The organism is Longimicrobium sp. (assembly GCF_036387355.1).
GTDB lineage: Bacteria > Gemmatimonadota > Gemmatimonadetes > Longimicrobiales > Longimicrobiaceae > Longimicrobium.
The window spans coordinates 1-13,342 of the sequence record NZ_DASVTX010000153.1 but is presented as its reverse complement, the minus strand read 5'-3'; the positions used below and the strand labels follow the sequence as shown (position 1 = coordinate 13,342).

General features: G+C 71.6%; 12 protein-coding genes and 1 pseudogene. 6 read left to right on the top strand and 7 right to left on the bottom strand.

Annotated elements, in window-relative coordinates:
• The 5 genes from VF665_RS07115 to trpC form a co-directional block, all read right to left on the bottom strand.
• Nucleotides 1-625: hypothetical protein (locus tag VF665_RS07115; RefSeq protein WP_331052718.1), on the bottom strand; the 625-nt coding region annotated here is incomplete at its 3' end.
• Entirely contained in the window at nucleotides 622-2,301 is a 1,680-nt protein-coding gene (locus VF665_RS07110; protein ID WP_331052717.1) for a HEAT repeat domain-containing protein, read from the bottom strand. The genes VF665_RS07115 and VF665_RS07110, both read right to left, overlap by 4 nt.
• 55 nt (nucleotides 2,302-2,356) lie before the next feature.
• Nucleotides 2,357-3,559 (bottom strand): tryptophan synthase subunit beta, encoded by a 1,203-nt coding sequence (gene trpB, locus VF665_RS07105; protein ID WP_331052716.1) that lies wholly within the window; start codon nucleotides 3,557-3,559, stop codon nucleotides 2,357-2,359.
• 5 nt (nucleotides 3,560-3,564) lie between these two features.
• Nucleotides 3,565-4,221 carry a phosphoribosylanthranilate isomerase gene (locus VF665_RS07100; protein ID WP_331052715.1) on the bottom strand — a complete coding sequence of 219 codons (657 nt, stop codon included), beginning with the start codon at nucleotides 4,219-4,221 and terminating at the stop codon, nucleotides 3,565-3,567.
• The gene (trpC, locus tag VF665_RS07095) at nucleotides 4,218-5,027 is read right to left on the bottom strand and encodes an indole-3-glycerol phosphate synthase TrpC (RefSeq protein ID WP_331052714.1); all 810 of its coding nucleotides are present in this window, start codon (nucleotides 5,025-5,027) and stop codon (nucleotides 4,218-4,220) included. Before trpC ends, VF665_RS07100 begins: the two co-directional genes overlap by 4 nt.
• 92 nt (nucleotides 5,028-5,119) lie before the next feature.
• Between trpC and lexA the strand changes: the two genes are divergently transcribed.
• Complete coding sequence (gene lexA, locus VF665_RS07090) at nucleotides 5,120-5,743, top strand: transcriptional repressor LexA (protein ID WP_331052713.1); 624 nt, start codon at nucleotides 5,120-5,122, stop codon at nucleotides 5,741-5,743.
• Nucleotides 5,744-5,885: 142 nt separating this feature from the next.
• Nucleotides 5,886-6,020, top strand: coding sequence for a hypothetical protein (locus tag VF665_RS07085; protein ID WP_331052712.1), 135 nt, complete (start codon nucleotides 5,886-5,888; stop codon nucleotides 6,018-6,020).
• Between the two features lie 334 nt (nucleotides 6,021-6,354).
• On the opposite strand, the gene trpD is transcribed toward VF665_RS07085, so the two are convergent.
• Both trpD and VF665_RS07075 read right to left on the bottom strand, forming a co-directional pair.
• Nucleotides 6,355-7,398: an anthranilate phosphoribosyltransferase gene (gene trpD, locus VF665_RS07080; RefSeq protein ID WP_331052711.1), complete on the bottom strand. Its 1,044-nt coding sequence runs from the start codon at nucleotides 7,396-7,398 to the stop codon at nucleotides 6,355-6,357.
• On the bottom strand, nucleotides 7,395-8,612 hold the full coding sequence (locus VF665_RS07075) for a GAF domain-containing protein (protein WP_331052710.1): 1,218 nt from the start codon (nucleotides 8,610-8,612) through the stop codon (nucleotides 7,395-7,397). Before VF665_RS07075 ends, trpD begins: the two co-directional genes overlap by 4 nt.
• A gap of 772 nt (nucleotides 8,613-9,384) precedes the next feature.
• Here VF665_RS07075 and truA point away from each other — a divergent pair.
• From truA to VF665_RS07055, 4 genes and pseudogenes are all read left to right on the top strand, one after another.
• Nucleotides 9,385-10,194 (top strand): tRNA pseudouridine(38-40) synthase TruA, encoded by an 810-nt coding sequence (gene truA, locus VF665_RS07070; RefSeq protein ID WP_331052709.1) that lies wholly within the window; start codon nucleotides 9,385-9,387, stop codon nucleotides 10,192-10,194.
• Between the two features lie 4 nt (nucleotides 10,195-10,198).
• The gene (locus tag VF665_RS07065; protein ID WP_331052708.1) at nucleotides 10,199-10,594 is read left to right on the top strand and encodes a VOC family protein; all 396 of its coding nucleotides are present in this window, start codon (nucleotides 10,199-10,201) and stop codon (nucleotides 10,592-10,594) included.
• Between the two features lie 55 nt (nucleotides 10,595-10,649).
• On the top strand, nucleotides 10,650-12,086 hold the full coding sequence (purB, locus tag VF665_RS07060; RefSeq protein WP_331052707.1) for an adenylosuccinate lyase: 1,437 nt from the start codon (nucleotides 10,650-10,652) through the stop codon (nucleotides 12,084-12,086).
• Nucleotides 12,087-12,575: 489 nt separating this feature from the next.
• A pseudogene (locus tag VF665_RS07055) lies at nucleotides 12,576-13,342 on the top strand (carboxypeptidase M32); the annotation flags it as partial.

Sequence of the window (13,342 nt, the reverse complement as noted above, 5' to 3'; positions counted from 1 at the left end):
ACTGCACCGCGCGCTTCACCGGGCGCAGGCTCACCCCCTTGCCCATCCGCAGCCCCGTCATGACCTCGCGCGCCACCGCCACCGTCTGCGCGTACGCCCGCTTGGCCACCTTGCGGGCCTCGTTGTCGCGCAGGTCCGGCTCGCTTTCGCGGTCCGGCCCCACCGCCAGGTGCAGCACCGCCGTGCGCCCCAGCCGCTCCAGAAAGGCGCCGAACGCGTCGTCGGCCACCGGCTCCGTGTTCACCAGCGCCAGCAGCGCCGTCCACTCCGGCACCTCCACCCCGCGGAACACCTCCAGCTCGCCGATGCCGTGGCGGGCCAGCGCGCGCCCCACCGCGCCGTACGTGGCGTAGCTCTGCAGGTCGATCCGCAGGCGCAGGTCGTTGATGAAGAAGAAGTCGCCCACGAAGCGCACCGTGAGCTGCTCCTCGGCCGCCAGCAGGTCCTGCGTGACCCCGTGCAGCTCGGCCAGCGAGTTCACGACGGTCTGGTTTTCCAGCGGATACAGCTGAAGCGCCCGCAGCGCGCCGCTCACGGCGAACAGCAGGTCGCGGCCGCGGCGCTGCAGGCCGCGGTCGTCGGCCGACAGGGCGGCGTGCTGCAGGGGGTGGGCGAGATCGGTCATTGGCGCAGGGCGCGGATGGCGCGGCCCACGGCGTTGCGCACCACGGGGTCCGGGTCGGCGGCGGCGGCGGCGAGGGCCTTGTCGGCGCCGGGATGGCGAATGCGGCCCAGCCCCAGCGCGGCGCAGGCGCGCATCTCGCCGCTCTCGCGCCGGCCCAGCCAGCTCTTGCCGTTCAGCACCTTGTCCAGCAGCGGCACGCCCTCCGCCCCCGTGAGCCCGCCGTACGCCTCAAAGAAGGCGATGCGCTCCGTCAGGTCCGCCTCGCGCAGCCGCTTGCTGTCCAGCGCCGCTTCCAGCCGGGGGCGCGCGGCGCTCCACCGCAGCGCGGCGATGGCGCGCGCGGCGGCCACGCGCACCTCGCGGTCCGCGTCGTCCAGCGCGCCCTCCAGCGCGCCGCTGGCCGTGGGCGAGCGCAGTTCCTGCAGCGCCTCCACGGCGGCCAGCCGCACCCGCGGCTCGGGACGCGCCAGCAGCCGCGCCACGTCGCCCCCCGCCTCGGGAACGCGCAGCCGCCCGATGAGCCGCGCCGCGCCCGCCGCCACCCCGGGGTCCGCGTCGGCCGCAAAGCCGCGCAGCGCCGCCGCGTTGGCCCCCGCCAGCCGCTCCGCCGCGCCCATGAGCGCCGCGCGGGCGTGCTCGCTCCCGGCGCTCTCCCCCGCGCGCAGCAGCGGGCCCAGCGACTCGGGGGGAAAGAAGGAGAGCAGCGACGACAGGTGCTCGCGCGAAAGACCCTCCCCCGCCTCGTCCACGATGCGCACCAGCTCCGCCACCGTTTCGGCCCGCGCCAGCTGGTCGAACAGGGAGCGAAAGGCGCGCATCACCGGGGGCGGCAGCCGGCGCGAGGTGGCGATGCGCACCAGCTCGCCCAGCATGTACGACGCGGTCTGCAGCCGCGCCGCGCCCAGCAGCGTGGGGAGCAGGTCGGCGCACACCTCCACCACCCGCCCCTGCCGCTCCGGCGCGCCGTCCTCCAGCCGGTCGAACAGGGCGTTCAGCACGTCCGTCCACAGGTCGCGCTGCATCTCCCTGTCCAGCTCGCCTTCCAGCCGGCGCATCTCCCCTTCGTCCAGAAAGTAGAGCGCCTCGCGAAAGTCGTCGGTAGACACGGTGGAGAGCGGCGCGGGATCTTCGCGCGCCGGGGCGGCGGCGCGCGCGGCGGCCCCCTCGCCCCCCTCCGGCAGCTTGACTCCCTCCGCCAGCGGCTCCACGTAGCGGTACCGGAAGTACCCCCAGTCGTGCTCCCACAGCAGCGTCAGCAGGTCTTCCTCATCCGCCCGCAGCCGGTGGATGCGCGCCAGCAGCTCCAGGAACGCCGTGAGGTCGTCGCCTTCGAACCCGGGCTGAAAGGTGAGCTCGCGGACGCCGTCCTTGTACAGCGAAAAGGCCAGGTTGTCGCGCTCTTCCCCCGTGAAGGCGGCGGTGCCCTCCCACAGCAGCTCGCGCTCCTCCACCTGCAGCACCAGGTAGGGGAGGCGCGCCCAGAGCGCGGCAAAGCGCTCCCGCAGCGTTTCCACAAAGCGGTCCAGCGCCGGCGAATGCCCCTCGTACAGCAGGTGCGTGCGCAGCGCCTTGGCAAAGCCGCGCGCCACCTCCTGCACCTCCGCGCGCACGGCCGCGTCGCCTTCCCAGGGGGAGGCGGCTTCGGAACGGCCGGCGGAGGGCAGAGTCACGGTCACGGGACGCGCGTCTTGAGGGGATGGAGCGGGTGTGGCAACACGGGATGCGGCGCGCTCAGCGGGCGCCGGTCATCTCCGCGACCTGCGCGACGTCCTTGTCGCCGCGCCCGGACAGGCAGACCACCACGGGGCCGGCGTCCTTCCACCGGCTGCCCTCGCGCAGCACCAGGGCAATGGCGTGCGCCGACTCCAGCGCGGGAATGATCCCCTCCAGCCGGGCCAGGCGGCCAAAGGCGTCCAGCGCCTCCGCGTCGGTAATGGAGGTGTAGCGCGCGCGTCCGCTGTCCTTGAGGAACGAGTGCTCGGGGCCCACGCCGGGGTAGTCCAGCCCGGCGCTCACGGAGTGCGCCTCCGCCACCTGCCCGGCGTCGTCCTGCAGCAGGTAGCTCAGGCAGCCGTGCAGCACGCCCGGGCGCCCGTTGGTGAGCGTGGCCGCGTGGCGGGGCGTGTCCACCCCCTCGCCCGCCGCCTCGACGCCGACGAGTTCCACCCCGGCATCGCCCACGAAGGGGTGAAACATGCCGATGGCGTTGCTGCCGCCGCCCACGCAGGCGATCACCGCCGCGGGAAGGCGCCCTTCCACCGCCAGGATCTGCTCGCGGCTTTCGCGCCCGATGATGCTTTGAAAGTCTCGCACCATGCGGGGATACGGGTCCGGCCCCACCACGGAGCCGATGATGTAGTGCGTGTCGCGGACGTGCGTGACCCAGTGGCGGATGGCCTCGTTGGTGGCGTCCTTGAGGGTGCGCGTGCCGCTGCTCACGGGGCGCACTTCGGCGCCCAGCAGGTTCATGCGGTAGACGTTCAGCGCCTGGCGCCGCACGTCCTCCTCGCCCATGTAGACGATGCACTCCAGCCCGAACAGCGCGCACGCCGTGGCGGTGGCCACCCCGTGCTGCCCCGCCCCCGTCTCGGCGATGATGCGGCGCTTGCCCATCCGCCGGGCCAGCAGCACCTGCCCCAGCGAGTTGTTGATCTTGTGCGCGCCGGTGTGGTTCAGGTCTTCGCGCTTCAGGTACACGCGGGCGCCGCCCGCCGCTTCAGACAGGCGGTCGGCGCGGTACAGCGGCGTGGGGCGCCCCACGAAGTCGCGCCAGAGCGCGTGCAGCTCGTCCCAGAAGGCGGGGTCGGCCTGGGCGGCCGCGTACACCTCCGTGAGCTCGTCCAGCGCGGTGATGAGCGTTTCGGGGACGAACCGCCCGCCGAACGCGCCGAACCGCCCGGAAACCGCCTCCTCGATCCCTGCTTCCAGCGCCATGCGTGTCACTGCCCCTCGGAAAGAGAAACCACCGCCTGCACAAAGGCGCGCACCGCGCCGTGATCCTTGACGCCCGGACTCGCCTCTACGCCACTGCTCACGTCCACCGCGTCGGGGCGCAGCAGCCGGGCGGCATGGGCCACGTTGTCCGGCCGCAGCCCGCCCGCGGCGATCAGCCGAAGCCCCGGGGGGAGCGAGGGGCGGATGGCCGCCACCTCCTCCCAGGGAAAGCGCGTCCCGGTGCCGCCGTGGGCCGCCGCGCTGTACCCGTCCAGCAGCAGCGCGTCCACCGAGCCGGCGTACCGCTCCGCCGCGGCCCGCACGTCGGCGGCCTCGCGCACCCGCACGGCCTTCCACACCTCATACCCCGCGGCGCGCATTCGGTCCGCCAGCTCCGGGGGCTCGTCGCCGTGCAGCTGCAGGACGTGAAGCCCCGCTTCCCGGGCCGCGGCGTGCAGCGCGGGCTCGTCCGCATCCACGAACACCCCCACCCTGCGGGCGTGCAGGCCGCCTAGTATAACGCCCGCCTGCGCCGCCGTCACGGTCCTTTTTCCGCCGGGGGCAAGGATCACCCCCAGGTACCCCGCCCCCGCATCCACGGCGGCCGCCGCATCGGATGGCCGCATGAGGCCGCACACTTTCACGGCGGGCGGCCACGTCATGCGGGGCGCACTCCCGCCGCGCGGGGGCGGCCGGCCAGGGCGGCCGCGGCGGCCCGCACGTCCGGCTGGCGCATCAGCGATTCGCCCACGAGAATGGCGTTCACCCCCGCCGCGCCCAGCCGGTCCACGTTGGCGGCCGTGCGGATGCCGCTTTCCGCCACGTAGGTGACGGATTCCGGAAGCCGGGGCGCCAGGCGGACGGACAGGTCCAGGTCCGTGGTGAAGGTGTCGAGGTCCCGGTTGTTTACGCCGACCAGGGTCGCGCCGGATTGCAGGGCCGTGTCCAGCTCCGCCTCGGTGTGCGCCTCCACCAGCGCGTCCATCCCCGTTTCGCGAATGAGCGCGTGCAGGTCGGCCAGCTGCCCGGGTTCCAGGATGCGGACGATGAGGAGCACGGCGTCGGCCCCCGCGGCGCGCGCCTCCCACACCTGCACGGGGTGAATGACGAAGTCCTTGCGGATCAGGGGGAGGTCCACGGCGGCGCGCACGGCATGGAGCGCGTCCATGCCCCCGCCGAAGTACTCGCGGTCGGTCAGGACGCTGAGCGCGGCGGCCCCGCCCGCGGCGTAGTCGCGGGCCACGGCGGCCGGGTCGGCGCCGGGGCGGATGTCGCCCGCGCTGGGCGAGCGGCGTTTGACCTCCGCCAGCAGGCGAACGTGCGCGGGATGAGTCAGGGCGGCCGCAAACCCGCGCGGGGCAGGCACTTGCCGCGTCATGTCGCGATATTCCGCCAGGCGTCCCGCGGCCGCCCTCACCTCGTCGCGCTTGGTTGCGACGATGCGGTCCAGGATGCTCGTACCACTCATTGCAACGGATTCCTTGACTTCGGTTTGCCTTCGGGTATATTCTTCTTCGGCACCTGTTCGGACCGGCAACCAGAAACCCTGCGGAGACGCGGATGGCGCTCACCAAGAAGCAGCGGCAGATCCTCGACTATGTCGAGAGCTTCGTCGATACGAACGGCTACTCGCCGAGCTACGAGGAGATCGCCGACCATTTCAACTACAACTCCCTGGCGACGGTGCACGAGCACCTCACCAATCTGGAGCAAAAGGGCTTTCTCCGGAAGAACTACAACAAGAGCCGCTCGCTGGAGGTGGTGCGCGCGGACCTGCACGCCCCGGCGCTGGAGCTGCCGCTGCGGGGCGAGGTGGCGGCCGGCCTCCCCATCGAGGCGGTGGCCGACGGGATGGACGAGACCGTCACCGTGCCGCACGACATGGTGCGCCGCGGCAACAACTACGTGCTGCGCGTCAAGGGCGACTCCATGATCGAGGAGCAGATCCGCGACGGCGACTACATCATCGTCAACTCGCGGCAGACGGCGGAGAACGGGGAGATGGTGGTGGCGCTGGTGAACGACGGCACGCAGGGCGGCTCGGCCACGGTCAAGAAGTTCTACCGCGAAAGCGGCGGCCGCATTCGCCTGCAGCCCGCGAACGAGACCATGCAGCCCATGTTCTTTCCCGCGGAGCAGGTGGCCATTCAGGGCATCGTGGTCGGCGTGATCCGCAAGTACTGATCATCCGGTGAAGCACGCGCGGCACCCCCGCCCGCGTCTTTGCCACCCCCGCATCCGGCGCGCCGTGGGACGGCTCGCGTGGACCCGGGGCAGAACCGCACTGCGCCCGTGCGCCGGGCATCCGCAGGGGAAAGGAACGGAAATGAAGTCCGAATCGTCGGTGCCGTTCGTGGTTGGCAAGCTGGGCAAGAACGACAAGCGGATGATGGTGCTGGAGGAAAAGACGCCCCCGCCCATTCCCGGCCCGTTCGAGCTGCGCGCGGTCTTTTCGCGCTGAGCGGTAAAACCTCGCGCAGAGACGCGGGAAGAAACGCAAAGAGGACGGCGTGCATCGCCGTCCTCTTCTGCATTTCCACGGCTCCGAAAACCGCGTCTCTCACGGAGTTCACGGAGGCCGCACGGAGGTCACGGCAACAGCGAACAACGAAAAACCTCTAACAGAGGCACAGAGCCACAGAGGAGAAAACCAATCAATCTCTTTCTCTGTGTCTCTGTGTCTCTGTTAGAGATTTCTGTTTCGGATCCGGAGAAGCGAACGGAGGTCACGGACGCCCGAGAGCATCCGTGACCTCCTTCTTTTCCTCCGTGCCCTCCGTGCGAGGGGTTTTTCTTCAGACGCGCGTGGCGTCGCGAAGCTGGCGCAGCTTGTCGTAGCCGGCGCCGCGAGACAGGGCGGAATCAGCCAGGTCCACGCCCGCTGCCAGCGAGTCCGCCAGGCCGGCCACGTAGATGGCGGCGCCCGCGTTCAGCACGGTGGCGGCACGCGCGGAGCCGCCGATTTCGCCGCGGAGGACGCCCATCACCTTGGCCGCGTTCTCGTCGCGCTCGCCGCCCTCCAGCCCGGCCGCCTCGAACGCCGGCCATCCCAGGTCCGCCGTGGGGTGAAAGGTGCGGCGCGTCACCTGGCCCGCATCCAGCTCCATCATCTCCGTGGCGCCCAGCGGGCTGATCTCGTCCAGCCCGGGTTCGCCGTGCACCACCAGCGCCCGCTCGTGCCCCAGCTCCTGCAGCGCGCCCGCGATCAGCGGAAGCAGCGCGGGATCGTTCACCCCCACCACCTGCCGCCGCGCGCCGGCGGGATTGGTGACCGGGCCCAGGATGTTCATCAGCGTGGGCATGGCCAGCTCGCGCCGGATGGGGCCGATGTGGCGCATGGCCGGGTGGTGCAGCGGCGCGAACATGAACACGATCCCCACCTCCTCCAGCACCCGCGCCTCGCGCTCCGGGTCCAGCTCCAGCCGCACCCCCAGCGCCTCCAGCACGTCGGCGCTGCCGCACTTGCTGGTAAAGCTGCGGTTGCCGTGCTTGGCCACCCGCACGCCGGCGCCCGCGGCCAGCAGCGCGGCGGCGGTGGAGATGTTGAAGGTGGTGAGGGTGCCGCCGCCCGTGCCGCAGGTGTCCACCAGCCCCTCGGGCGCGGTGTGCACCGGCACCATGGCTCGGCGCAGGGCGCGGACGCCGCCGGCCACCTCCTGCGAGGTGGCGCCGCGGACGCGGATGGACACCAGCAGCGCCGCCATCTGCACCGGCGAGGCGCGCCCCTCCATCACCTCGCTGAAGGCACGCTCCGCCTCGTCCGCGGTCAGCGGGCGCGCGGCGGCGCGGCGGATCAGTTCGGCGAGGTCCGCGTCGGGCGAAAGAGAATCTGCGGTCATGATCCGGCGGGAAGAAACAGGCGCTCGGGAAGGCCGGCGTGGTCCGCCAGCAGCCCCACGCAGAGCGAAACCAGGCGCAGCTGCTCCACTTCGGTGTCGTCCACCGTCCCCGCGCGAAAGTTGGTGAGGTTCAGCACGCCCAGCAGCCGCCCGCGCGACACCAGCGGCAGCGACACAAAGGCGTCCGTCGTGTACCAGTCGTCGCCCATGAGCGCCGCGTCGCCGCTGTCGTCGGGGTCGCGCACCACCAGCGGCAGGCGGGTGTGCGCCACGCGGCCGGACACGCCGCTCCCCAGCGGAATGCGCACGCCCGCCGCCACCAGTTCCGGCGGCAGCCCGATGGCGGCGCCCAGCCGCAGCTCGCGCTCCTCCCCCGCCTCGTCCACCAGCATCAGCGAGCAGCGTCCGCCGCCGAACGCCTCCGCCACGGTGCGCACGATCTCCACCGCCAGTTCGCGCGGCTCCATTCCCGCGGCGTTGCGCTCCATGAGCTTGCGCAGCAGAAACATGACGCGGGTCTGGCGCTGGTGCTTGGCGGCGCGGCGGTCCAGGTCCACGTGCGCGTCCATCAGCAGCTCCGTGGCGCCCGACGCGGCGCGCTCCAGCGCCTCGATGCGGCCGCGGCTGCGCTCCATCTCGGCGCGGGCCTCGGCCACGGCGCGCTCGCTTTCGCGCAGCCGCTCCAGCACCGACTCCGCCAGGCTGATGGGCTTGTCGACGGCCAGCGCGGGGCCGGCGGCGCGCAGGGCCTGGGCGCGGGCCAGCGCCATCTCCAGCACGTCGCCCGCGGCGGGCACCGGGCCCTCGGACTTGCGGGAAAAGGAGAAGCGGCGCGCCTCAGCCACCACCAGCACGCCCATGAGCGCGCCGTCGTGGGCGATGGCGCGCACGTGCACCCACGACTTGTCGGGGTCGATGCCGGGCAGAAGGTCGCGCAGCACCCACACCGCCACGCTCTCCGCGGGGCGCAGCGGGCGGTCGCCGCCCACGTCGTCCATCAGCAGGGAGTGCAGGCGCGACGGTTCCAGCTCCAGCGGGGCGGTTTCCACGTCGCCGGTTTCCGTGACGGTCCAGCGCTCGTCCAGCAGCCCGCGCGCCACGTTGTAGGCGGCGTACGCCACGCGCCGCTCGCGCGCCCCGGCAATCACCGGAAGCAGGCGCCGCAGAACGGTTTCGGTATCGACCGCGTCATGCAGCCGAACGGGGAAGAACATGGCCCTGTCCGGATTCGTGGAAGGTACGTCTAGAGGGGGACTCCAAGCTTACCGGCGCGGGGGGAACGTGTCAATCGGCGGGGCGCAAAGAGTGCGGCGGCTGCTCCTGCACGCGGCGTTCGGCGCGGGGGCGGAGGACGGCGCGCGTCCCTGGGACCGTCCCCGGCGGATGAAACCGCGCCTTGAGACACACGAAGTCCGCCTGCGCGGACTGCATCCGCGGCTCTGGCGCGGGCGGCGAGCTGTCCCCCGGGTCGGTCGAAGCCTCGATCGTGAACGCGACAGCGGCCACGAGTCGCGGCTTACCGCGGTTGGAGCGGCGGATTCATCCGATCAGGACGGCGTCACTCCGCGCGTGGGCCCCTCCCCCGGCCCCGCCCCGTGCAAACTGCGCACGGAGAGGGGAGAACCCAGACCGGATCCCGCGGCCCCGGCCAGGTGCAGCCTCACAGCAGTATCGTGAGGCTTTCAGCAGTTGTTGCGGCGACTTGAGTCGCTCACACCACCCTCGGCGCGGAAGAAACGTCCGCGATCCGCGCCGTGCTTTCCGCCGTGTGCAGGTGAAGTCCCCCCGCTGTTTGGGGGGACTTTCCGCCGTTGTTGCGGCGAATTCATTCGCTCAGCAAACCCGCCAGACGCGCATCATCTCCCGTCCCAAAGCATCGATCACCATCGTCCGAGGCGCGACACGTGTCCCACCGGTGGCCGCCTTGGCCCGATGCACCGCCGTGCACTTCCCTTCCCCCGCCCCGCCCCATAGCTTCCCGCCCCCATGAACACCCCAGAGCGGCACCGCATCCGGTTCATCATCCACTACGACGGCCGTGGGTTCGCGGGCTGGCAGGTGCAGCCCGACCAGCGCACCGTGCAGGGCGAGTTGGAGCGCATCCTCACCAAGCTCACCGCCGGCCCCTGCGCCGTCATCGGGTCCGGGCGCACGGACCGCGGCGTGCACGCCACCGGCCAGGTGGCCGCCACTGACGTACCCGTGCGCTGGACCGCGCAGTCGCTGCGCCGCGCCATGAACGCGCTGCTCCCTGACGACGTGTGGGTGGCCGAAGCCACGCTCGCCGCGCCGTACTTCCATCCCCGGTACGATGCCACCGCACGGTCGTACGTCTACCGCGTCGGGCTGGCCTCCGAGGCGGATTCGCCCTTTCGCTCGCCCTGGTGCTGGCCGCTGGTGCGCCCCGTGGACCTGCTGGCGATGGAAAAGGCCGCCGCGCACATCGTGGGCGACCACTCGTTCCGCGCGTTCGCCAAGGCCGGCCAGGAGGAGCGCGGCGATCGCTGCACCGTCACCGCCGCGCGCTGGGCGCCGTGGGAGGGGATCGGGCTGGAATTCCACGTGACCGCCAACCGCTTTCTGCACCACATGGTGCGGTACCTGGTGGGCACGCTGGTGGACATCGGCCTGGGCCAGCGCCCGCCGGAGGTCATGGCCGCGCTGCTGGCGGGAGAGGAGGGGCTGGAAACCTCGCCCCCCGCGCCGCCGGAGGGCCTGTTCCTGACCGCCGTCACCTATCCGCCCAACGCCGGCATGGAGCCGCCGCGCCCCCGCGGCCCGCGGCTGGTGCCCTGAGCCCGTGCCGCAGACGCTCGGCGCGGTGACGCTGGTGGTGCGCGACTACGACGAGGCCATCGCCTTCTTCGTGGACCGCCTCGGCTTCGTGCAGGTGGAAGACACGCCGCTGGAAGGCGGAAAGCGGTGGGTGGTCGTGCGCCCGGCGGGCGGCGGCGCGTCGCTTCTGCTCGCGCGCGCGGCGGCGGACGAGCAGGCGGCGCAGGTGGGGCGGCAGGCGGGCGGGCGCGTCGCCTTTTTTCTGCACACGGACGACTTCTGGCGCGACCACCGGGCGTTCACGTCGCGCGGCGTGCGGTTCCTGGAAGCGCCGCGCGCGGAGGCGTACGGCACCGTGGCGGTGTTCGCCGACCTGTACGGCAACCGGTGGGACCTGATCCAGCCGAATGACGGCGCGTGACGACGGCGGTGCCCGTCCATCGCGCCGCAACCACGAACGATCCGGTACGGAGCCCATGTCCATCGACCGATATTCCAACCCGCTGACGGAGCGCTACGCCTCGGCGGAGATGTCGTACATTTTTTCGCCGAAGTTCAAGTTCGGCACGTGGCGGCGGCTGTGGCTGGCGCTGGCGGAAACCGAGCAGGAACTGGGGCTCCCCATCCCCGACGAGGCGATCTCGGCTCTTCGCGCGCACCTGGACGACTTTGACCTGAAGCGCGCGGGCGAACTGGAGCGGCAGCTTCGCCACGACGTGATGGCGCACGTCCACCACCTGGGCGAGCAGGCCCCCGAGGCCCGCGCCATCATCCATCTGGGCGCCACGAGCGCATACGTGGGCGACAACACGGACCTGATCCAGCACCGCGAGGCGCTGCGGCTCGTGGCGAAGCGGATCGCCGCCGTGGTCGCGGGGCTGGCGGCGTTCGCGCGCGAGCACCGCGACCTGCCCACGCTGGGGTTCACGCACTTTCAGCCCGCGCAGCCCACCACCGTGGGCAAACGGGCGACGCTGTGGATCCAGGACCTGCTGCTGGACCTGGAAGAGGTGGAGTTCCGCATCGCCACCCTGCGCTTCCACGGCTCGCGCGGGACCACGGGGACGCAGGCCAGCTTCGTCGACCTTTTTCAGGGCGATGGGGACAAGGCGGAGCGGCTCACGCGGCGCATCGCGGAAAAGATGGGCTTTGCGCAGGCGTACGGCGTGGGCGGGCAGACGTATCCGCGCAAGGTGGACGCGGCGTGCCTGAGCACGCTTTCGGGCGTGGCGCAGTCCGCCTCCAAGTTCGCCAACGACGTGCGGCTGCTCTCGCACCTCAAGGAAGTGGAAGAGCCGTTCGAGGAGCAGCAGATCGGCTCGTCGGCCATGCCGTACAAGCGCAACCCCATGCGCAGCGAGCGGATCAACGCCCTCGCGCGGCACGCCATCACCCTTACCCTGGACCCGGCGTTCACCGCCGCCAGCCAGTGGTTCGAGCGCACGCTGGACGACTCCGCCAACAAGCGCATCGCCGTTCCCGAGGCGTATCTGTCGGTGGATGCGGTGCTTCTGCTGATGCACAACGTGTCGTCCGGCATGGTCGTGTACCCGGAGATGATCCGGCGGCGGCTGATGGACGAGCTTCCGTTCATGGCGACGGAAAACCTGATGATGCGCGCCGCGCGCGGCGGCGGCGACCGGCAGGACCTGCACGAAAAAGTGCGCGTGCACAGCATTGCGGCCGGGCTGCAGGTAAAGCAGCACGGCCGGCCCAACGACCTGATGGACCGCATCGCCGCCGACCCGGCGTTCGGCGTCACCCGCGCGGAGCTGGAGGAGGATCTGCGCCCCGAGCTGTACGTGGGGCGCGCGCCGCAGCAGGTGGACGAGTTCCTGGCGGAGTGGGTGGAGCCGGTGCTGGCCCGCTACCCTGACGCCGCCGGCGAGTCCGCGCCCGAGCTCAAGGTGTGAGAACCTCGATTGCCGCCAGCGTGGGGATCGGAGACTGACGACGGCAAGAGCCGGAATCCAGTACGGATTCCGGCTCTTGCTGTCGATCCCTGAACGACGGCGGAGACGTGCGCGGATGCCGGAAAGAGTCCGCGTCGCGCAGCGCGAGCAGTTCCCGCGAGCGGGCTCGCGTACTCTGGCACGCCTGCCGAAGCTCCTCCGCGGTATTCAGGAGAGCCCTGTACCGTTCCCGGAGCGAGCTGAAGTCATTCTGTTCCATGCGGCTCTGCTCCGCCGGATTCGCACCGCGCCGGTAGCAGGTGCGGGCGCGCACGGAACCTGCCGCGCGGGACCGCCGAGCCCCGAGCCTTCGCCCATCCAGCTCCCCCCCGAACCACCGTTCGCGGGCATCGGGCACCTGGCACTGGGCACTTGGCACTTGGCACTTGAGACTCAGCACTCAGCACTCATCACTCCCGTCCGCCCTCGCACTCCACCGATCCGATCCCGATGACCGAAACGCTCCACGCCGACGCGCCCGCCGAACCCGGCGCCGCCCCGTACGACCAGCTTCTGCGCGAAATGCGCGAGATCGCCACGCTCGGCTCCGTGGGCGCCATGCTGGGGTGGGACCAGGAAGTCATGATGCCCACCAAGGCCGCCGCCCTGCGCGGCGAGCAGGCCGCGCTGCTGTCGTCGCTGGTGCACGAGCGCCGCACCCGCCCCGAGCTGGGCGAACTGATCGCCGTCTGCCAGGCGGACGCGGAGCTCATGGCCGATCCCGACGCCGCCGCCAACCTGCGCGGCCTGCGCCAGGACTACGACCGCGCCACGCGCCTTCCCGTCGCCCTCGTCCGAGAGACGGCGGAAACCACCTCGCTGGCCATGCACACGTGGCGCGAGGCGCGCGAGCGCAGCGACTTTGCCGCGTTCGCGCCCTGGCTGGAAAAGCTGATGGTGCTCAACCGCCGCGCCGCCGAGCACCTGGGCGTGCCCGAAGGCGGCGAGCTGTACGATGCGCTGCTGGAAAGCTACGAGCCGGGAATGCGCGCGGCGGAGCTGGACGGGATCTTCGGCGAACTGCGCGCCGGGCTGGTGCCGCTCATCCGCGAGCTGACGGACAACGGCAGTCCCCCGGACACGGAGTGGATGAACATCCCCCTCCCCATCGACCGCCAGGAGGCCTTCAACCGGGGCGTGGTGCAGCGGATGGGCTTCGACTTCGACGCCGGCCGGCTGGACGTATCCACCCATCCCTTCTGCGAGAGCGCCGGCCC

Bases quoted from the DNA above. Each gene is read 5' to 3' on its own strand.
- lexA (WP_331052713.1), top strand. From the start codon at position 5,120: ATGGCGCTCACCAAGAAGCAGCGGCAGATCCTCGACTATGTCGAGAGC.
- truA (WP_331052709.1), top strand. From the start codon at position 9,385: ATGAACACCCCAGAGCGGCACCGCATCCGGTTCATCATCCACTACGAC.
- trpD (WP_331052711.1), bottom strand. From the start codon at position 7,398: ATGACCGCAGATTCTCTTTCGCCCGACGCGGACCTCGCCGAACTGATC.
- VF665_RS07075 (WP_331052710.1), bottom strand. From the start codon at position 8,612: ATGTTCTTCCCCGTTCGGCTGCATGACGCGGTCGATACCGAAACCGTT.
- trpC (WP_331052714.1), bottom strand. From the start codon at position 5,027: ATGAGTGGTACGAGCATCCTGGACCGCATCGTCGCAACCAAGCGCGAC.
- VF665_RS07085 (WP_331052712.1), top strand. From the start codon at position 5,886: ATGAAGTCCGAATCGTCGGTGCCGTTCGTGGTTGGCAAGCTGGGCAAG.
- VF665_RS07100 (WP_331052715.1), bottom strand. From the start codon at position 4,221: ATGACGTGGCCGCCCGCCGTGAAAGTGTGCGGCCTCATGCGGCCATCC.
- purB (WP_331052707.1), top strand. From the start codon at position 10,650: ATGTCCATCGACCGATATTCCAACCCGCTGACGGAGCGCTACGCCTCG.
- trpB (WP_331052716.1), bottom strand. From the start codon at position 3,559: ATGGCGCTGGAAGCAGGGATCGAGGAGGCGGTTTCCGGGCGGTTCGGC.